At 61.8% G+C, this 20212-nt stretch carries 18 protein-coding genes and 1 riboswitch; of the genes, 8 read left to right on the top strand and 10 right to left on the bottom strand.

Features of this window, described 5'->3' with window-relative positions; translation table 11 throughout:
• Positions 1–17: 17 nt before the first annotated feature.
• From HTY61_RS11605 to HTY61_RS11580, 6 genes are all read right to left on the bottom strand, one after another.
• Positions 18–1091, bottom strand: a complete 1074-nt coding sequence (locus HTY61_RS11605; RefSeq protein WP_175276942.1) for an ABC transporter substrate-binding protein — start codon at positions 1089–1091, stop codon at positions 18–20.
• A gap of 305 nt (positions 1092–1396) precedes the next feature.
• Positions 1397–2401: an ABC transporter permease gene (locus tag HTY61_RS11600; protein WP_175276941.1), complete on the bottom strand. Its 1005-nt coding sequence runs from the start codon at positions 2399–2401 to the stop codon at positions 1397–1399.
• A 10-nt stretch (positions 2402–2411) separates the two neighbouring features.
• Positions 2412–3440, bottom strand: coding sequence for an ABC transporter permease (locus tag HTY61_RS11595; RefSeq protein ID WP_175276940.1), 1029 nt, complete (start codon positions 3438–3440; stop codon positions 2412–2414).
• Complete coding sequence (locus HTY61_RS11590; protein WP_175278527.1) at positions 3437–5002, bottom strand: sugar ABC transporter ATP-binding protein; 1566 nt, start codon at positions 5000–5002, stop codon at positions 3437–3439. The genes HTY61_RS11595 and HTY61_RS11590 overlap by 4 nt, the downstream gene beginning before the upstream one ends.
• Positions 5003–5072: 70 nt before the next feature.
• A complete protein-coding gene (locus tag HTY61_RS11585; RefSeq protein ID WP_175276939.1) occupies positions 5073–6185 on the bottom strand; it encodes a substrate-binding domain-containing protein in 1113 nt (370 codons plus the stop codon).
• Between the two features lie 96 nt (positions 6186–6281).
• Positions 6282–7004, bottom strand: a complete 723-nt coding sequence (locus HTY61_RS11580) for a FadR/GntR family transcriptional regulator (protein ID WP_175276938.1) — start codon at positions 7002–7004, stop codon at positions 6282–6284.
• A 723-nt stretch (positions 7005–7727) separates the two neighbouring features.
• Here HTY61_RS11580 and HTY61_RS11575 point away from each other — a divergent pair.
• The 7 genes from HTY61_RS11575 (at position 7728) to HTY61_RS11545 (ending at position 15771) form a co-directional block, all read left to right on the top strand.
• The gene (locus tag HTY61_RS11575) at positions 7728–8549 is read left to right on the top strand and encodes a transketolase (protein ID WP_175276937.1); all 822 of its coding nucleotides are present in this window, start codon (positions 7728–7730) and stop codon (positions 8547–8549) included.
• A complete protein-coding gene (locus HTY61_RS11570) occupies positions 8546–9505 on the top strand; it encodes a transketolase family protein (protein ID WP_175276936.1) in 960 nt (319 codons plus the stop codon). Before HTY61_RS11575 ends, HTY61_RS11570 begins: the two co-directional genes overlap by 4 nt.
• A gap of 3 nt (positions 9506–9508) precedes the next feature.
• Entirely contained in the window at positions 9509–10972 is a 1464-nt protein-coding gene (locus HTY61_RS11565; RefSeq protein ID WP_175276935.1) for an FGGY family carbohydrate kinase, read from the top strand.
• Positions 10973–11013: 41 nt separating this feature from the next.
• Positions 11014–11991, top strand: a complete 978-nt coding sequence (locus HTY61_RS11560; protein ID WP_175276934.1) for a sugar-binding transcriptional regulator — start codon at positions 11014–11016, stop codon at positions 11989–11991.
• A gap of 274 nt (positions 11992–12265) precedes the next feature.
• Positions 12266–13228, top strand: a complete 963-nt coding sequence (locus HTY61_RS11555) for a substrate-binding domain-containing protein (protein ID WP_175276933.1) — start codon at positions 12266–12268, stop codon at positions 13226–13228.
• A 58-nt stretch (positions 13229–13286) separates the two neighbouring features.
• Positions 13287–14771, top strand: coding sequence for a sugar ABC transporter ATP-binding protein (locus HTY61_RS11550; protein WP_175276932.1), 1485 nt, complete (start codon positions 13287–13289; stop codon positions 14769–14771).
• Between the two features lie 13 nt (positions 14772–14784).
• On the top strand, positions 14785–15771 hold the full coding sequence (locus HTY61_RS11545; protein WP_175276931.1) for an ABC transporter permease: 987 nt from the start codon (positions 14785–14787) through the stop codon (positions 15769–15771).
• A 48-nt stretch (positions 15772–15819) separates the two neighbouring features.
• On the opposite strand, the gene HTY61_RS11540 is transcribed toward HTY61_RS11545, so the two are convergent.
• The gene (locus tag HTY61_RS11540) at positions 15820–16290 is read right to left on the bottom strand and encodes a 6,7-dimethyl-8-ribityllumazine synthase (RefSeq protein ID WP_175276930.1); all 471 of its coding nucleotides are present in this window, start codon (positions 16288–16290) and stop codon (positions 15820–15822) included.
• A gap of 69 nt (positions 16291–16359) precedes the next feature.
• Positions 16360–16491: riboswitch (FMN riboswitch) on the bottom strand.
• Between the two features lie 169 nt (positions 16492–16660).
• On the opposite strand from HTY61_RS11540, the gene HTY61_RS11535 reads away from it, so the two are divergent.
• The gene (locus HTY61_RS11535) at positions 16661–18277 is read left to right on the top strand and encodes a CHASE domain-containing protein (RefSeq protein WP_175276929.1); all 1617 of its coding nucleotides are present in this window, start codon (positions 16661–16663) and stop codon (positions 18275–18277) included.
• A gap of 17 nt (positions 18278–18294) precedes the next feature.
• On the opposite strand, the gene HTY61_RS11530 is transcribed toward HTY61_RS11535, so the two are convergent.
• The 3 genes from HTY61_RS11530 to HTY61_RS11520 are packed head-to-tail and all read right to left on the bottom strand — an operon-like array spanning position 18295 to position 20203.
• Entirely contained in the window at positions 18295–18726 is a 432-nt protein-coding gene (locus HTY61_RS11530; protein ID WP_175276928.1) for a hypothetical protein, read from the bottom strand.
• A gap of 2 nt (positions 18727–18728) precedes the next feature.
• Positions 18729–19070 carry an ElaB/YgaM/YqjD family protein gene (locus HTY61_RS11525; protein WP_175276927.1) on the bottom strand — a complete coding sequence of 114 codons (342 nt, stop codon included), beginning with the start codon at positions 19068–19070 and terminating at the stop codon, positions 18729–18731.
• Positions 19067–20203 (bottom strand): AI-2E family transporter, encoded by a 1137-nt coding sequence (locus HTY61_RS11520; RefSeq protein ID WP_175276926.1) that lies wholly within the window; start codon positions 20201–20203, stop codon positions 19067–19069. Before HTY61_RS11520 ends, HTY61_RS11525 begins: the two co-directional genes overlap by 4 nt.
• Positions 20204–20212 lie beyond the last annotated feature (9 nt).

Here is a 20212-nt window from a genome sequence, read left to right as displayed (position 1 = left end):
CGCGATTGGTCACTGTGTTACCTGACAGGAACCGGCGGGAGCGGGGCGTCTTCAACCGTCCCGTCGATATTGGCCTTGATCTGTGCGTCGACCAGTTCCTTTGTCCACTGCCAGGAGGCGATCTCGTCATCGCCGACGGCGGCAATCCACTTGTCGCGAGCGTCGTCGCTTACCACCACCGGCGGAAAGATCGTGGTCCGCGGAACTTCCTGTCCCTGGTAAACATTGATGGCGGTGAAGAGCGCCGCTACCCCCTGGCCGGGGTCGGACATGACCGCAACCGAGCCCGGCGCGCCATTACCCTCTCCCCAGAATTTCAGGGCACGGCCGCTCGGCGCGAAAGCGACGACCGGCGGTTCCCGCCCTGCGGTCTGGAACGCCTGGACGGCACCGAGACCTTCGCCGCAGCCGACGACACCGTGGACGTCGGGAAGGCTTGCGATGGTGCCAAGCAGGGCTTCCTGCGCCTTGGCGGAATCACAGAATGTGTAGAGTTCGGCGACAACCTCGATATCGGGGTTCGCGTCCAGCATTGCCTTCTGCACGCCGTACATCTCGATCTCGGGCGGTGAACCCTGAACACCGCGTGCCAGAACGACATTACCCTTGCCGCCGATGCCGTCGATGATGGCCTGGGTCGACAGCCGCGCCCAGTCGCTGAAGCTGTTGGTCACGACATAGGCGCATTCGAGATCGGTTGAACTGTCGAACACGGCGACGACGATGCCCTGATCGCACGCCTGCTGCAGTGTCGGATTCAGCGCTGTCGGAGAGGCCGGGTTAACGAGCAGGATATCCGGCTCGTCAAGCAGAAGCGCCTTGAGCTGGGCGATCTGTTCGGTTGCCGAGTTCTCGCCCGGCGCGTTCGACACTTTCCAAGAGCTGATGAGCCCGTCTTCCTGCGCCTTGGCGGCGGCTTCCTCGAAAGCCGTGATCATCGAGCGGCGCCAGGCGTTGCCGAGAAATGCGTTGCTGAGCGCGACGCTGGGGGCTTCCTTGTCCATGGCGGACACCGAAGACGGCATCACCGCCGCCGTTACGACCAGAGCGGACGCTGCCGCCAGTCTTGTGAGACGATTGAATAGTTTCACGTGCATTCCTCCCATTCCTCCCAAAACGGTGTCGAAGACTGTGCCACCGGAACGTCATCCGGATTCCCTGGCAGGAGCCCTCCTGCATTAGATGTGCCCAAGATACAGTTATTACATCTTATGCGAATATAACTTGTATGATATGTATACCTCATGATGTCAAGTTTAGCGGTGCGACTTGATCGCGACACCGCGCACATGCCGGCGCGCGGTTCGGCATTTCGTGAGAGTCTGCGTCACCGGATCTGCCAGGCGGGCGATCGTCCGGTCGGCCGGAGGTGCTCCCGGCAAGTTCGGTGACGCCGTCAAGCCGTGACGCGCTGGTTGCGGCCGTAGAGCAGCAGCATCGCTATGATGACGAGGCCGAACACCACCTGCCGGAACGTGTCCGCCGGCATGTCGAGGCCGAGCTGGACGAAATAGCGCTGGGGCTGCACCACCGAGAGCATCGATTGCAGGATGGTGATCAGGATCACGCCCGCCACGGTGCCGATGTACTTGCCGCGTCCGCCGAGCACGTTGGTGCCGCCGAGGATGATCGCCGCGATGGTCGGCAGGAGATAGGGGTCGCCCATCGCCTGGTAGGACCGGTTGGCCCATCCCGCGAGCAGAACGCCCGCCGCCGCGGCGCAGGCGCCCGAAATCACGAAGCATATCAGGACCACTCTTCGGGTATCGACGCCGCTCAGGAACACCGCGCGTTCCTGGTTGCCGATGGCGTATATCCGCCGCCCCAGGGTCGTGCGGTTGAGCATGAACATGGTCGCGGCGCCGAGCACCAGCCAGATCAGCAGCGGATTGGGCACGCCGGGCACGAGATGGCCGACGGCGAGTTCGCGCATGAACTCCGTCGCCCGGTCCTGAGGCGCGAAGCCGCCGGTGTGATAGACCATCAGCCCCTGCGCCACGGCGTTCATTCCAAGCGTGAAGATCATTGCCGGAGCGCGCAGATAGGCAACCCCCAGACCGTTGATGAAGCCGATGGCGGCACCACAAGATATGCCGAACGGGATGGCCAGCGGAACGCCCAGTTCGGGCCCCAGAATGCCGGCGGCGCCCGTTGCCATCATGCCGCCGACGCCGATTGTCCACGGAATCGACAGGTCGATATGGCCGAGCAGGATGACCAGCATCACGCCGGTGGCGACCACGCCGAGAAACGAGGCCACGTGAAGCTGCTGTACAAGGTACTTCGGTGACAGGAACGCCGGTTCCGCCAGCGCGCCTATGAAGAGAAGCACGACGATGCAGGCGAAGGCGATGACGGTCGCCCTGTCGAACTGCCTGAGTATGATGTCCACGGGACCCATCACCGCTATCCTATCTGTATAGATCGAGTTTGTTCTTGATGCGCAGCACCCTGAGAGAGCCGATGCAGACGGCGGCAAGGAGCACGATGCCGACGAACAGCGGCTGGAGAACCGGGTTGATGTCGAAGACGATCAGCAGGTCGCCGACGGTGCGCATGACGAAGGCGCCGAATATCGAGCCGATGGCGCTGCCCATGCCGCCGAACAGCGACGTGCCACCGATCACCACCGCACCGATCGAATTGAGCGTGTAGTCATTGGCGATGGACAGTTTCGCGGCGCCCGAATAGGTGATGGCGGTGAGCAGAAGCCCGCCGATCGCTGCCAGCAGCCCGGACAGCGCATAGGCCAGGACCTTCGCCCGGTCGATTGGAACGCCGGACATGTAGGCGGCCTGTTCGGAGGAGCCGATCGCATAGGCGGCGCGGCCCGGCACCGAGCGCCTGTAGGGGATCCACACGATCAGCACGACCAGCAGCAGCAGGATGGCCGAGTGGGGGATCGCGAAAGTGGAACGGGTCATGAAATCGGCAAGCTCGAAATTGACCGATCCGCCGGGTTGCGGTCGCAGCGCCAGGGCGATTCCGAAATAGACCGCCCCCATTGCGAGCGTGACGATCAGCGGCTGCAGTCGGCCATAGACGATGACGATCCCGTTGGTGGCGCCGCACAGGAACCCGACGAACAGCACGGCGACGATGCCGAGCGCGGTCGAAACCGGGTCGCCGACGACGATGGTGGACGCCAGGCAGTTCGCCAGCACGAATATGGCCCCCACAGAAAGGTCGAGACCGCCCGTCAGTACCGGCAGCGTTTGCGCCATGGCGACGAGGGCGAGCAGCGCCCCCTTGTTGGACGCCGTGTTGATGACATTCGCGGTGAGGCCGACCGGCTGCTTCCATCCGTAGACCGCGAACATGACGGCGAATATCGTGACGGCGATCAGGATGCCGCGCTGGGCGGCCGACAGGCGGACGGAGAACCGACGACGCGGCGCGGGAGCTTCGTTGGTTCCGACGGTTTCGACGGGCGCGCTCATTGTGCAGCTTCCCTTGCATGGGCGGCCAATGCCAACTCGTCGGTGCCGGCCGGCAGGTTGAGTGCGGCGGACACGAGGTTTGTCTCGTTAAGTTGGCTGCCCGCGAGGCTGCGCACCACCTTGCCGCCATACATGACCAGCACGCGGTCGCAGCAGCCGATCAGTTCGTCGTAGTCGGTCGAATAGAAAAGGATCGCTGCGCCGTCGGCCGCGAGCTTCTGCAGGAGCTGGTAGATCTCCTGCTTCGTGCCGACGTCGATGCCGCGGGTCGGGTCGTTGAGCAGGATGATGCTCGGCTTCGTCATCAGCCATTTGCCGATCACGACCTTTTGCTGGTTGCCGCCCGACAGCGCACCGACCGGACCGTCGATGCCGGCGGCCTTGATCTTCAGCAGCGCGACCATGTCGTCGATCGCACGCTCCTCTGCGGCGAGATCGACAATGCCGAAGCGGCTTACCTTCTCGACGGCTGCAAACGACAGGTTCTCGCGCACGGTCATCGGCAGCATCAGTCCTTCCGCCTTGCGGTCCTCGGGGATCAGTGCCATCCCGATCTCGCCCGACTTGGCCCGCTTCGGACTCGTGAGATTGACCTTCCTGCCGCCGATTTCGACGGTTCCGGTCGTGCCGATGAGCGTGCCGAACAATCCCAGCAGCAATTGCCGCTGACCCTGTCCGTCAAGACCGCCGAGGCCGACGATCTCGCCCGGCCGTATATCGAGGTCGATCCCGTTCAGCTCGCCCTGCCATGACAGGTTTCGGACCTTGAGGATCGGCGCGACATCCGGCTTGTCTTTGGCCTTCGGCGGAAACACACTTTCATATTCGCGGCCGATCATCATCTCGACAATGGCGTTGTCCGACCTCGTGCCCGCCATGAACGTCTCGACCTTCTGGCCGTTGCGGCAGACAGTGCAGACATCGGCGAGTTCGGCGATCTCGTTCATGCGGTGAGAGATGTAGATGATCGCCATACCCTCTTCGCGCAGCCTGTTCAGCATGACGAAAACCTTCTCGACGTCCGCTGCCGTCAGCGCGGATGTGGCCTCGTCGAGGATCAGGATTTTCGGATCGCGGGCCAGCGCCTTGGCGATTTCCACCATCTGGCGGCGCGAAAGCGGCAGTTCGCGGACCGTGGTCGATGGATGGATGCTTTCGCCGCCGACGCGCGCCAGCGCTTCCTCGGCAAGCCGCCGCTGGGCACGGAAGTCGATAAGGCCGAAGCGCTTCGGCGGCCGGGTAATGCCGATATTGTCCGCGACCGTAAGGTCCGGAAGCAATGAGAGCTCTTGGAAAATGCAGGCAATGCCGGCGTCGTTCGCCTCGGTGGGATTGGCGAACCGGACCGGTTTCCCGTCTAGCTCGATCGAGCCGGAATCGGGCCGCACCACGCCCGACAGGACCTTTATCAGGGTTGACTTGCCCGCGCCATTCTCTCCCAGCAGGGCGTGAATGGTTCCCCGGTTCGCCTCGAAATGCACGTCCTGAAGTGCCCGTACACCGCCGTAACTCTTGGTGATGCCCGACATGCGCAGCAGCGGCGCGGCATTGGAATCCGCCATCTCAGATAAGTCCCGTGACAGGGCTGCCGCCGGCAAGTCGATCACCGGCGGCGCCTGGTTGTGTGAAAGGCTAGTTGTCGTCACCGGTCTGAGATGCGATCTCCTCCGCTGTGAAGCCGATGTTGCAGGCATCGAAGTTGTTGCCGGCAAAGAAGCTGCCCGGCAGTTCGGGAAAGACATCGACGCCTTCCTCGAACGGTGCGTACGAGATCGAGGTGGGCAGCGCGATCTGCTGCGGAACGACCTCGCCCTTCAGCGCGGCGATGGCGGTCTTGATCGTCACGGATGACTGGGCCGGTCCCGTTCCGCCGGACTGGCATTCCAGGCCCTTTTCATTGCAGAGCTGGCGGAAGGCGTTCTCCGTCTCGCCGGTGATCGGCACCAAGGGATGGCCGGCATCGAGAAGCGCGGTCGTTGCCCCCTGCGAGCCACCCTGCACATAGATGCCGTCGAAGACGCCGCCGGCAGCGATTGCATCCGCCGTGACCTTCTGGGAATCGCCGGGCGCCCAGTTCCCCACGACATCGGTCACCTCGACCGTGCGGCCCGACGCGTCGATGACCTCATGGAAGCCCTCGTTGCGGGCGATGTCCACGGGCTGGCCGGCAGGACCGCGCACATGCAGGAATTTGGCCGGGTCTGCGTCGGTCTTGGAGAGCAGGAATTCCGCGGCGGACTTGCCGAGGCCCTTCTGGTCGACATTGATGGCGATCTGGTTCGGATCGTCGATCACGTTGTCGAAGGACAGCACCACCACATTGGCGGCATTGGCCTTGCGGACCACGGAGCCGAAGGCCGCGGTGTTGTTGGCATTGATGATGATGGCGTCGAAGCCCTGGTCGATGAAGTTGTTGGCGGCGGCGATCTGGGCGGCGATATCCTCGCCTACCGAGACGACCTTGAACTCCTCGAGCTCGGCAGCGACATCGGGTTGCTGGGCATAAGCCTTGGCGACCGCTATCATCTGCACCCGCCAGTCATTGGCGATGAAGCCGTTTACCAGCGCGACCTTGTACGGCCCTTCGCGGGCTTCCCACTTGAAGTGGGGCGTGTCTTCGGACACCGGCGCGAAACATTCCGGATCGGCTCCCGGCCCCGATACTGTTTCGGGACCTGCCACGGCCATTTGTGTGGCGAGAGCGAGCGCGGCGACGGATGTCGTGTATCTCAGCAGTGATTTCATTGCATTTCCTCCCTTGGAATTCGGCATTTCACGGATTGGCCGAATGGTCGGCACGTTCATTCCGCGTTGACCGGAGCGCCCGTGGCGCTCCCACCCTCAGATCGAAGCTTCCAATTCTTCGCTGAAGTTTCTGAAGCCCTTCATGAGGTGGTTGCGGAGCCTGTACTGGAATGCCAGCCGGTCGCGCGCAGCCATCGCCTCGAGGACGCCCTCATGTTCGTTGTAGGTTTCCGTCTTGAATGTCCGGCGGGTCTTTCCCTTCAGCATGATCCGGAGAATGACTGGCTTCATGACGGTGTAGACGTCGAGGATCGCAGCGTTGTCGAGGATCGAGATCAATCGCACATGGAAGGCGAAATCGAACTCGGAGGCCTCTTCGAGATCATGGATTTCGGCCAGTTGCAGGTTGATGCTCCGCAATTCCTCGATGTCCTGATCCGAGCAGCGTTCGAGTATCGCCTCCGCCGAGCCGACCTCCAGGAGATCGCGGAAGGCCTGGATGTCGGTGAAGGTCTTGCGCGACACTTCCATGGTGTTGAAGGAGAACAGTTCGAAGGCCCGGGACATGCGGTTGTCGGCGATGGTCGCGCCGACCTTCGGACGTACTTCGACCATGCCGTAAGCCTTCAGGATGCGCATTGCTTCGCGTACCGTGTTGCGGGCCGCATTGAAGCGGGTACACAGTTCGCGTTCCGTCGGCAGGCGGTCTCCCACCTTCAGCCCTTCTTCCGCAATCAGGTCGCGGATCTGGCGTACGACGATATCGACGGCGGAGTCCTTGATGCGAGACAGGTCTGGGCGGGTTGCATACTTGTTCACGCTCTTCTCCGCCCACTGATCCAATTCGGCAAACGGGCAGTTCCAGCCCATTTGTTGGACCAATACTGGTAAGGCGGGTTTACGATTGTGTCAATCTATTTGGCTGAAGTTCTTGGATTCATGTGAAGAACACAGAAATATTGCATAAAAACAGCGGGATGGCGACGAATATCCAAAGATAAAATGCGTGAGGCGTCAGGGACGATCTGCAATTTATTGGACCAAAATCGGGTCCCCGATGGGGGCAAGCCTTCATGCTGTCGGCTGAAATCGGCAGGGTCTCGGCGAGACCCGTTGCCTCGACCGGGCCTGCTGTGTCGATGATGTGCTGCCCTTCGTGAGGGGCGCCGCGAAGGCGCTGTCTGCAGCAAGGCGGAGCGCTTGTTCCGGCTGAAAGACAGGCCACCCGCCATGGCTTCAATGGGACGCATGGTGCTCGCGCCCTTCTTGCGGTTTCCGAAGCTGCCGCTTTCGAGAACCGGGGCGAAATTGCGCCGTCAGCGAGGTTTGTGTTGAGGCTGTTTCAAGCCTGCGTGCCGTCGATGGTATCGTATCAAATGTATATTTATTCGGTTAAGCCTATACATTCCTTGCGGTGAAATCGCTGCGTTCAGCGCTTTCTCGATCCGCTGTCGAGGGTGGGTACGCGCCAGGTTCCTGGTTGTTGACATTGGCAGTGAATGCATGTCTAATTAGCATAGAATATTTATTCAGAGGTACATGATGGATATTGAACAACTCCGCAGGATTGCAAACGGCGTCAGGCGGCGTGATCTCCAGGCTGTCTACGAGGCGGGAGCGGGCCACATCGGCGGAGAAATGTCGGTGATCGACATCCTGACCGTCCTCTATTTCCACACGATGTCCGTGAATCCGGAGGAGCCGTTGGATCCGAAGCGGGATCGGTTGGTCCTCAGCAAGGGGCACACGGCGCTCGCACTCTACATTGTGCTGGCAGAGCGTGGCTTCATTCCCAGGGACGAGATTTCCACATTTCTGAAGCCGTATTCCCGTTTGAACGGCCATCCGAACCGGGTCAAGGTGCCCGGCGTCGAGACGAACACGGGTCCGCTCGGGCATGGGCTGCCGGTCGGCGTCGGTATGGCCAAGGCGGCAAGGCTGAACGGAGACGGCTGGCGGACCTTCGTCGTTACCGGGGACGGCGAAATGCAGGAAGGTTCCAATTGGGAGGCGATCATGGCTGCTTCCCAGTTTGGATTGGATAATCTCACCTTGATCATCGACCACAACAGGCTGCAGCAGGGCGCTCGCCTGGCCGACACGAACGAAATCGCCCCCCTGCCTCCCAAGCTCGCGGCGTTCGGCTGGGCCGTAGAGGAAGTCGACGGTCATGACATGGAGCAGATATGCCGGGCATTGTCGCGTGACGCGGTGACCGCCGGAAGGCCGAAATGCGTGGTAGCCCACACCAACAAGGGGCAGGGCATATCGTTCATGTCCGATAATGTCGCCTGGCATCACAAGGTGCCGAACGCGGAACAGTACAAGCTGGCCATGGCCGAACTCGAAGGTGCGGTCCAATGAGTGCTCTTTTCGATGCATCTGAGCTTCACGACTGCCGCGATGCTTTCGCCCAAACGCTTGAAGAACTGGGGCGCGCGAACAGGGATATCGTTGCTGTCTGCAACGACTCGGTGGGGTCGTCGAAACTTGGCGGGTTCCGGGAGAAGTTTCCCGAACGGCTGATCAATGTGGGAATTGCCGAGCAGAACATGGTCGGTGTTGGTGCCGGCATGGCCAATGGGGGCAAGGTGCCGTTTGTTTGCGGGGCTTCGCCGTTTCTCACGGGGCGCGCCCTCGAGCAGATCAAGGCCGATGTCGCCTATTCCCTGGCAAATGTGAAGTTGGTCGGGATCAGCTCGGGCATGGCCTACGGCGAACTTGGTCCCACCCACCATTCCATTGAAGATTTCGCCTGGATACGCGCCTTGCCGAACATCCCGGTAATCGCGCCGGCGGACCGCATCGAAACCGCAGCCGCGGTGAAATGGGCCGCGCAGCATGATGGCCCCTGTTTTCTGCGGCTGAGCCGGGTCGGCGTACCGGATGTCTTTCCCGAGGATCATGCATTCGAGGTGGGGAAGGCAAATGTTCTGCATGAGGGCACCGACCTGACGATCATTGCCAACGGCGTACTCACCCATCGAGCATTGCAGGCCGCCGAAATCCTGGAGGGCCGTGGAATACAGGCACGTGTTCTAAACATGGCAACCGTCCGGCCCGCCGATGTTGATGCGATCAGGGCAGCTGCAGTGCAAACCGGTGCCATAATTACCTGCGAGGAGCATACAGTCTTTGGCGGGCTAGGCAGCGCGGTCGCCGAGGTCGTGGTCGAGACACATCCCGTTCCGATGAAGATGCTGGGGGTGCCGGGGATATTCGCTCCCACCGGATCGGCCAATTTCCTGCTGGACGAATTCGGCATGTCGCCCGATGGTATTGTTGAAGGCGCAATACGGCTCCTGGACCGGAAAGGATAGGCGATGCCGCGTGCGGCCGTGCTGGCGATCGATGAGGGGACGACCAATTCCAAGGCCGTGCTCGTGTCCGCCTCCGGCGAGATCGTTGCCGCCAGCTCTGCGCCCGTACCGATCCGGCATCCGCGATCGGGCTGGGTCGAGCAGGATGCAAGCGAGATCTGGATGGCTACGAGGGCGGCCATTGCCGGTTGCCTGAAATCGGTGCCCGAGGTCGAGATTGTCGCGCTGGGAATATCGAACCAGCGAGAGTCGATACTGATCTGGGACCGCGCGACTGGCGCCCCGTTGGGGCCGGTCGTGACCTGGCAATGCCGCCGCACATCTGCAGTCTGCGACGCTCTCAGGCAGGCCGGGCATGAACCCGATGTCATCGCGCGCACTGGCTTGCCGCTCGATCCGCTTTTCCCCGCGACGAAGGCGGCCTGGCTGCTCGGGAATTGTGCGGGGGCCGGCGGCGACATTTGTATCGGTACGGTCGACAGCTGGCTGATCTGGAAACTCACCGGCTGCGTTGTCCACGAGACCGACCGGTCGAACGCCGCGCGCACCCAGTTGTTCAACCTCGCCGAAGGGCACTGGGATCAAGATCTGTGCGATCTCTTCGGCGTGCCTGTCGAGATGCTGCCGCAAGTACGCGATTCCGCGCATGTCTTCGGAAAGACAGCAGGTGTCGGGGGCTTGCCTGATGGCATTCCGGTCGCTTCCGCGATCGGGGATTCGCATGCGGCGCTCTTTGGTCACGGAGCTTTCGGCGCGGGCGACGGCAAGATCACATTCGGCACGGGGTCGTCGATCATGACCACGATGCCGGAATTCACCCTGCCGCCAGCAGGCATCACGACCACGATCGCATGGTCGTTGGGTGGTCGTTCCACCTTCGCTTTCGAAGGCAACATCCTCGTTAGCGCGTCTATTCTTCCCTGGGCGGCGGAAATGCTGGGGCTTGGAAATGTTGATGCCCTGCTCGATCTCGCGCAAAGCGTGGAAGATGCACAGGGCGTCTCGCTGGTGCCCGCGCATGTCGGTCTGGGATCTCCGCACTGGAATGCTGATGCGCGCGGTCTGGTTTGCGGGCTTTCCTTCAATTCCGGGCCCGGTCACTTGGCCCGAGCCGCTGCGGAAAGCATGGCGTTCCAGGTCAATGACATCCTCTCCCTCGTCGCCTCGGCGGCGAAGGGTGTCGGGCGTGTCTTCGTCGATGGCGGGCCGAGCCGAAACAGATTCCTGATGCAGCTCGTGGCTGACTATATCGACCGTCCGGTTGCGCCCAGCAGGAATTCCGAAGCCTCCGCCATGGGCGCTGCCTACTTGGCTGGACTGGCAGTCGGGTTCTGGTCGGATATTGACGTCATATCCGGGCTTGTCGATCACGGCGCGGAAATTTTGCCGTCCATATCAAGGGAAAAACGGGAAGACGGCCTTGCGGCCTGGGCCAGGGCCATTGCCCGTACGACGCTGGAAGTGTAGCGAATAAATATTCAATGCATATTGTCTGAAGGTTTTGCTCCATGTCCCGTCTGAACGAACTCCGCATGATCGCCAGGGTTGCTCAGATGTACCATATCGAAGGCCTGCGGCAGGCCGAGATCGCCTCGCATCTTCGCATATCGCAGGCGACCGTTTCGCGAATGCTCAAGCGGGCGCAGGAAGAGGAGATCGTGCGCACGACGGTGGTCGCGCCGTCGGGAACCTATGCCGAGCTCGAAGCGGAATTGCGGACGCGGTTCGGGATTTCCGAGGCTGTCGTTGTCGAATGTCAGGAGGATCGCGAAGGCGCCATCATGGCGCGCATCGGGGAGGCCGCGGCGCATTTCGTCGAAGCGACGCTCCAGCCCGACGAAATTATCGGGGTATCCAGCTGGTCGGAAACGATTCTCCGGATGGTGGAGAACATTCACCCGATGAAGAGCGGGAAGGCCAAGTACGTCGTGCAGACGCTTGGCGGCATGGGGGATCCGAGAGTTCAAACGCACGCCAACCAGCTAACGACGAGGCTGGCGAAACTGACCGGGGCCGAGCCGCATCTGTTGAGCGCGCCCGGCGTGGCCCAGTCGCGCGAGGCCAAACTCGTCCTCCTCAGCGATTCCTTTGTTCGGGAAACCATGAACCTGTTCGGCAAGATCACCCTGTCGATCGTGGGAATCGGGGCAATGGAGCCATCGAGCATGCTGGCGCGAAGTGGCAATGTCTTTTCGTCGCGGGAGTTGGCGGAGATCGCCGAGGCCGGTGGCGTCGGAGACATAAGCCTGCGCTTCTTCGACGAGCAAGGTGGCTTGGTGAAGACGCCGCTGGACGAGCGGGTGATCGGCATGTCGTTCGAGGAGCTGTCGAAAGTCGACCGGGTAATTGCGCTGGCGGGCGGCCGGTCGAAAACAGCCGCCATCCGCGGCGCGCTTCGTACGGGTGTCATCGATATCCTGATTACCGACAGATTTACTGCTGGGCGCCTCGTCGGCTCCTCCGGCGCGCGCGAGGCCGCCGGCTAACGGCATCTGCATCGTTGCGGGGCTGCGGAGACGGCCCGGATCGGTCCCGACTCGCGAAATTCGCGCAATCGACCGTGAATATATATGCAGTTATGCATACCAAGGAAAATGGCGCGGTTTTGCCTCGTCCATGAGGTTTCTGCGCTTGACTGACCGTCGCCCTGTATCTACTATGAAAAAACTTCCGGCGATGAATAAATATTCATCTCATGATGATTTCGGCTCTGGGTGCCGGGTCGGGGGGAGGAGTAGCGAGATGACAAGGAGGAGTATCATGAAAAATCGTATGGCAACCTGGGCGGTAGCCGGGTTCGTGGCTGCCGCAGTGGCAATCGCCGGTCAGCCTGCCCAGGCTTTCGACCAGGGCGATCTGATCAAGCCGATCGAAGGCAAGCTGACTTTCGTTTTTATCCCGAAGGTCATCCACCCCTGGTATGAGGTCGTTAAGGCGGGTGCGGCTACCGCAGCCGAGGAATTCGCGGCCCAGGGCGTTGAAATCGATGTGATCTGGGACGAGCTGCCGCAGGCGGATGTTGCCGACCACAATCGCCGTATCGAAACCAATATCGGCCGTCGGCCCGACGGACTGGCGGTGTCTTGCCTGGATCCATCGACCAATGTGCAGCTGCTTGGCGAAGCGGTGGAAGCCGGTACCAACGTAATCACCTTCGATACGTTCTGCTCGGACGACTTCAAGTTCGTCGGGCACAAGAACGATGCCAAGGATGGTGCGGATCTCGCTGCGTTTCTTGCCGAAAAGATTGGCGATGAAGGAAAGGTCGGAATACTTGCCGGCAGCTTGACGGCAGCCAACCATGCCGCACGGGTGCAGGGTTTCAAGGACGAGATGGCCAGGCATCCCGGCATCGAGATCGTGTTCGAACAGCCCGATGACGACGATTTGGAAAAGGCCGTCAGCCTCACCGAGAACGCCCTGCAGGCCAATCCGGATATCAAGGGCATATTCGGATCAAACGCCTCCAACCCGATCGGCGCGGCACGCGCAGTCGTGAATGCTGGCAAGACCGATCAGGTGACTATCGTCGGGATGGACGATCTTCCGGAAACGCTCCAGTTCATCGAGGATGGCGTTATCGCCGGTGTCAAGGCGCAACGGCAGTGGGAGATCGGCTACTGGGCGGTCAAGTATCTGGTGGCAATGAACCAGAACCACACCACGCCGCAGGAGCACGCGACAGGGTCGCAGATCCTGACCAAGGAATTGCTGACCCAGTAATCCCATTGCAGCCCCATCGCGCGCGGTCGATCCGCGCGCGATTTTTCCGGATGATGTAATGCAATCCTTCTTTTTCGAAGCTCGGAACGTTTCAAAATCCTTTGGCGTGGTCCAAGCCCTTCGCGACGTCAGCCTGGGAGCGGCACCTGGGGAGGTGCATGCGGTCATCGGCGAGAACGGTGCCGGCAAGAGTACGTTGATGAACCTGTTCTGTGGCAGGTTCAGGCCGACATCCGGCCAACTCTTCTGCAATGGCGCGTCGGTGAATTTCCAGACGCCGATAGATGCACAAAATGCAGGCATCGCGATCGCGCCGCAGGAGATCAACCTTGTTCCGCTCCTGACGGTTGCCGAAAACGTGGCGCTTGGTGCGCACGTGACCACTCCTTTCGGCATCGATTGGAAGGCGACCCGGGCGAGCGCGATGGAAAACTTGCAAAAGATCGACGAGACTATCGATCCTGATGCCCCGGTATCCACTCTCAGCAAGGCCCAGCAGCAACTCGTCCAGATAGCAAGGGCGGTGGCGACCGACGCTCGCATGCTGATTTTCGACGAGCCGACGGCAGCGCTGACCCAGCGTGAGTCTGATCGTCTGTTCGCCTTCATTCGTCACTTCCGTGATCAAGGCGGAACCGTTTTCTACATATCCCACCGTCTCGAGGAGATACTCGCCCTGGCCGATCGCATATCCGTCTTGCGGGATGGCGCGTTGGTGGGGGAACTCGACCCGGCCAAGACCGACAAGAACGAGATGGTGCGTCTCATGGCCGGTCGAGATGTCGGCGAGCGCGAACCGCACGGTATCTCGCGTGATCACGGAGAAGTCGTGCTCCGTGTCGACGGCCTGAGCCGGGAAGGCGAGTTCAGCGACATAAGCTTCGAACTCCGGCGCGGTGAGGTCCTCGGGGTCGCGGGCCTGATGGGATCTGGCCGCACCGAAGTGGGGCGTTGCCTCTTTGGCGTGACGCGGGCGCATTCCGGCACGGTTGAAGTCTTCGGGTCCGAGCGCCGCATTAGCCACCCGGCTGATGCGATAGCCGCTGGCCTTGTCTATCTGCCGGAAGAACGGAAGCAGGACGGCATATTCCCTTTGCTCTCGATTGCGGAGAACATGGGCATAGCCACTATGGGCAAGTGGAGCGGCCTCCTGGGGCTTCGCCATTCCGACCTGCTCCGGGAAGTCGAAAGCTATATCCGGCGCATTCCGATCAAGGTCGGCCAAGCGAGTGACCCGATTACGAGCCTGAGCGGTGGAAACCAGCAGAAAGTGATCCTTGCTCGCTGGCTGCTGCGCGAGTCACGCATCCTGATCCTCGATGAACCCACGCGCGGCATTGACGTCAATGCCAAGCTGGAAATCCAGGCTCTGCTCCGCGGACTGGCCGAGGAGGGACTGTCCATCGTCTACATCTCCTCCGAGTTGCAGGAGGTGCTGGATGTCTCCGACCGGATTCTTGTCATGCACGAGGGACGGGTCAAGGGAACCGAATTTGCTGACAGTGCGACGCAGGAATCTCTGCTCGCCCTGGCGATGAGCTAAAATGGAGAAATCGATGAAGGACGCGGCGAACCCGGAAATCCGTGCCGGCAATTCTGGCGGGAAGGCGCCGTTGGAAAGGTTTCGCAGCTGGGAAGCCAGCGGCATCCTTGTCGCGCTTGTTTTCCTTTGCGTGGTGCTGGCCATTGCCGCGCCGGCATTCCTTTCGCAGTACAATCTGAGTGTCGTCGCACGTCAGGCGTCCTTCGTGGGGTTGGTTGCGCTCGGTCAGACCCTGGTGCTGCTGATCGGGGGCATAGACCTTTCGGTCGGCGCTGCAGCCGGACTCTCGGCCATTGTCGGGTCTCTCATGCTGACCAAGGCCGGAATCCACCCCTATCTGGTGCTGCCGCTGACCGCGATGTTCGGTTTCGCCATCGGATGCATAAACGGCTTCTTTGTCGCGCGTCTCCGGTTGAACCCCTTCATCGTGACGCTTGCATCCTGGGAGATATTCGCGGGGGCGACACTTGTGATCACGCGTGGATATCCCATTCGCCCTCTCGGTGAGGATTTTCGAGTCTTTGGCCAGGGAGACATCTGGGGCGTGCCCGTGCCGGTCGTGATATTTCTGGTGGCAGGAGCGATTCTGACCTTCGTTCTTACGCGCACACGCTTCGGCCGAAACATCTACGCCATCGGGGGAAATCGCGATGCGGCGGAACTGGTCGGTATCCGGGTCTGGCGGGTCGAGTTCATCGTGTTCGGACTCGCCGGCATGCTCGCCGCCTTGGCTGGAATACTCTATGCGAGCCGGATGGACTCCGGTCAGCCATCGGTGGGCGAGGGGTGGCTGATGGGGGCGATAACCGCTGCCATTATCGGCGGCACCAGCCTGAGGGGTGGCCAAGGCAGCATCGCCGGCACGATCTTCGGAGCGCTTTTGATGGCCGTGCTCGCCAACGGCATCGTTCTGATGAACGTATCTGGCTACTGGGAGCGCGTGATTATCGGTTTGGTTGTGCTGATCGCGATCCTGGTCGATCTGTTCCGGCGCCGATAACACTCCGTATCGGACCGCGATGCGGTCCGATACGACAATTCGTTCGCGTCAGGCCGCCGCATTTCTCTGTTCGGTTTCGATTGCAGCGTGAGCCTTCAATGTCTCGATGGCCGCATCTGCTGCTTCCCGCCCCTTGGTCACGAAATGGGCGAGGAAGAATTCCTCGTGCTCGCTCTTCGGCTGGAAATTGTGTGGCGTGAGCGACACCGAGAGGACCGGGACACCGGTCTTCAGTCCGACTTCCATCAACCCCGAGACCACCGCCTGCGCCACGAAATCGTGGCGATAGATTCCGCCGTCAACCACGAATGCCGCTGCGGCGATGGCGTCATACGCTCCTGTTTCGGCAAGTTTCTGCGCCAGGAGCGGCATTTCGAACGCGCCCGGAACATCGAACACCGAGACCTCGGCATCGCAGCGCAATTCGGCCAAGCGTGCATTGAAACCGACAAGTGCCTTGTCGACGATCTCCGCGTGCCAGCCTGCCTTGATGAATGCGAATTTGGGGGATATTGCCATAGCTCCAGATCCTTTCCTCATGACAAGATCCCAGAGCAAAAGAAACGCCTCGGACGTTAACCCGAACCGTTTCATTCTCTTCCATCCGGACTTTAACCGTCGGCCCCGGATTTTCACCGGTGTCTGCTGACCCGACCCGAAGGCCGGCGCTCGCGGGCTATCACCGCCGGTGGGGAATTTCACCCCGCCCTGAGAATACGTGACTGGTTATTCGGGATGGCGAAACGAGTCAACGTGCTCCGTCATCCTGGTTGCGGGTGTCTGTTCCCGGCCACCCCATGGCTGTCACGCGGGACACGGGACCGACGCGGCTATCAATCGCCGCGCGTTTGGCGCATAGTGGTTCGGATCGCCGCACCGGAACTGCCATATGAAGCGTCATCTTTCCGCGTTGGTGTTTGTCGTTGTGGCACTGCTGGGCGCCGGCATCACGTGGATCGTTTACAAGGCGATCAGCGATACCGCGCAGGCGGAATTCCAGTCGCTCGCCGAAGGCGCGGTCGACCGCGTAACCGGCCGGCTCGACAAGCACCTGTCATTGCTCACGGCGACGAGGGCCTTCATGCAGGCAAGCGGCGGCCGGGTGGATGCGGCTGCATTCCGTATCTTCGTGTCGGGGCTGGATATCGAGGGGCGTCATGACGGCATCCAGGGTATCGGCTATGCGAAACTCGGGGCCAGCGGCGACGGACGTTTCGAAAGCGAAGTGAGAACCGAATACGATCTGCCGCGCGCGATATGGCCGGCGGAAACCGCTCAGCAATGGCGTACGCCGATCGTTCTCCTCGAGCCGCGTGATCCACGAAACGACACCGCGCTCGGCTTCGACATGTTTTCCGAGGCGACGCGGCGCCAGGCAATGCAGGTCGCGATGGCAACAGGCTTGGCGACGGCTTCGGCACCGGTTGAACTCGTCCAGGAGATCACCAGCGTCAAGCAGGTCGGATTTCTCGTCTATGCGCCGTTTCGGAAGACGGGAGCGGTACCCGATGCAGATGGCATGCCGGACGGTTTCGTCTATGCGCCGTTCCGGGCGGGCGACCTGCATGCCGCCGCACTGGAAGCGCCGCCCGTCATGCCGGTCGTCATGAAGGTCTACGACCTGTCCGGTGACGGGCCGGTTGAGCTCTACCGTTCGCCGGCGTTCGCGCGATTGGGAGCGGCGAACGGTCTTGTGACGACGATCGATACGGATGTCGCCGGGCGCAACTGGCGTTTCGAGGTGCACTCGACCGGCAGCATTGCCAAATATGCCGATTTCCTGCCGGTCTATGCCTTGAGCGTGGTGCTGACCGTGCTGGCGGCCTCGCTCGCCGCCGGCGTGCACTGGCAGCACAAGGCGGTGGAATCCGTCCTCGCCTTGCACGAGAACGCGCGGCGCGGGCTTGAGGAAAAGGAACTGCTGGTCCAGGAGATGCGGCATCGCATCAAGAATTCCATATCGCGCATGATGGCGATCGCCCGCCAGACGGCTTCCTCCTCCGACAGTCTCGAAGACTTCAACACGTCCTTCTCGGCGCGAATGAGCGCGATGGCCAAGGCGCAGGACCTGCTTGCAAGGTCGCACTGGGCGCGCGCGAAGCTCGCGGACCTCCTGAGCACCGAGCTGGGCCAGGTGTTCGGTGAAGAAGGGCAGCGGTCCATCGCCGACGGACCGGAAATCAATCTCAACGAACGGGCCACGCAGGCGCTGGGTCTCGTCTTTCACGAGATGGCAACGAATGCCTTGAAATACAGTGGCGTTGCCGATGGCGAGGCGGAATTGTCGGTGAATTGGCGCTATGAAGGCAAGGGTCCGGGCTGCGCGCTCGTGCTCACCTGGACCGAAGATGGCAACGTGGTCGAGGGCGAGCCGGAAGGAAAAGGTTTCGGATCCCGTCTCGTCGAGGCCAGTATCCGCGGCGAACTGGGCGGCGAGATCGACCGCAGTTTCGGCCCGGACGGGATGAGCGTCACCTTCACCATACCTGCAAGCGCGATCGGCTAGGCGGACATCGGCATCACCTAGCGATCGCGGTCGGTCGGTTTCAGCAGGGAACTCGCGAATGCGAAGGCGAGAATGGCGGCGACGGGCAGCAGGGCCGGCGTCGCTTCCCGCGCTCGCGCGGCGCCGGTGGTCGCCGTTTGGGCGATCGCCGCCGTTCGTAGCGCGGTGGCACGTTGCTTCAGGCGCTGCTGGCGGACCCGCAGGACGGCATTCACGGCCAGAGCTGCGACTCCCGCGAGGAGCAGGATGACGGCCGCCGAGACGAGGCCGCCAGCGGCCCCGTAAATCTCAACGAGGATGATGACGGCCGCGGCCACGCCGAGCCCGAAGGCTGCGGCGAAGGCCACGACGGCGATGGCGTAGCAGATGGCCGTCGTCGCCATGCGCTGGCGCAGTCGGGCGATGTCCGTTCCCACCGCCCGCGCGAGAATGTGCAATCCGGCCAGCATGTTCAGCGCCGTGTCAGCAGGGCGGCAAGAAAGCCCACACCGGCCGCAATGCCGAGCGCCTGCAGCGGGTGTTCGCGGATGGAGTTCGCGGCCTTTCGTTCCAGTTCGCTGGCATGTGCGGAGATTTCCTCATAGGCGGCTTCCCCCCGGCGGAACGCTTCGTCGCCTTTCTCGCGGGTGAAATCGCGCGCGGTGCGAAGCCCCAGGTCGCTGACACTGGAAAACCGTTCGGTAAGTGCGGCAAGATCCTCGCGAAGCCCCTCGACCTCGCGCGCCAGTTCGACTTCGCCGGCACGGCCATTCTTGCTCGTGCGTGCGGATTTCGTTGCAGTGGTTGCAGTCATGATGATCTCCTTTCTGGAGTAACAACGCCTGCCGGCCGTGCTGGTTCCATCGCCGTGCCGGCTGGTCGTCTTGGCGTGATGATCCTGCGAACGCCTTCAAGCGCCGGCACACGGTCGGCGATGGACTTGAGCACGACAAGGAAGGGCAGGGCGACAATCAGCCCGGCGATCCCCCACAGCCATCCCCAGAACAGGAGCGAAAGCAGGATTGCCAGTGGCGCGATGTTCAGCCGGCGGCCGAGGAAGTGCGGCGTGACGACATTCGCTTCGATGAAATTGATCGTCAGATAGGCCGCAGGCGGCACCAGTACCTGGAACAGGGTGTCGAACTGGATGATGGATGCGGCGAGCAGGGAGAGGATGCCGATCGCCGGCCCGACGAAAAGGACATAGTTGAGCAGGGCGGCTCCTATCCCCCATGCGTGTGGCAGCGGCACGCCGGATGCCCAGAGGACCAGCCCTACGGCGGTGCCGAGCGCGGCGTTGATCAGGGTGGTTACGAGGAAATAGTGGCTCACCTCGCTCTCGATGCACTTCCATATGCGGGCCGCATTCAGTTTCGAGGCACGGCTCGCGAATGGCATCGTTGCCAGCGTGAGGAACGGTCTTCGTATCGCAAGGACGAATGCAGCGATGGTGAGCGTCGCAACAATACCGGTCACGGCATCGGCGAACGAAATGGCGGCCCGTGTCAGGAAGCCCGGTTCGCGTACGATGACTTCCTGGACGCCCGGATCATTCGCCATGCCCTGCATGTCTTCCGCGACTCTCGAGATGGCGTCGCCTGCCTGCTCGGCCGCGGCAAAGGTCTGGCGCAGGTGAAACAGTTTCGCCCGCAGCTCGGTGATGATCTCGGGATAGGCGTCGACGATCCGGTTCACCGGTCCGGCCATGAGCACGAGCACCAGTACCAGCAGTGCGGCCACGACGGCGAGCAGAAGGCCGGTGGCGATCGTTCGGGGGATGCCGAGCCTTGCCAGCGCATTGCTCGGCAGATGCAGGACCAGCGCTGTCAGCAGGCCGAGCGCGATAGGCAGGAATGCCGGCCTGGCGAAATAAAGGGCCGCGACGATCGCGATCAGGAGCGCGAGGGTCGCGAGCGAGCGGAACAGCAGGCTGTCGAATGTGAGCATTCCGGTCGC

Origin of the sequence: Oricola thermophila, from assembly GCF_013358405.1 — a bacterium.
GTDB classification, from domain to species: domain Bacteria; phylum Pseudomonadota; class Alphaproteobacteria; order Rhizobiales; family Rhizobiaceae; genus Oricola; species Oricola thermophila.
The sequence above is the reverse complement of the archived record's forward strand: the minus strand, read 5'-3'. Positions and strand labels throughout refer to the sequence as shown.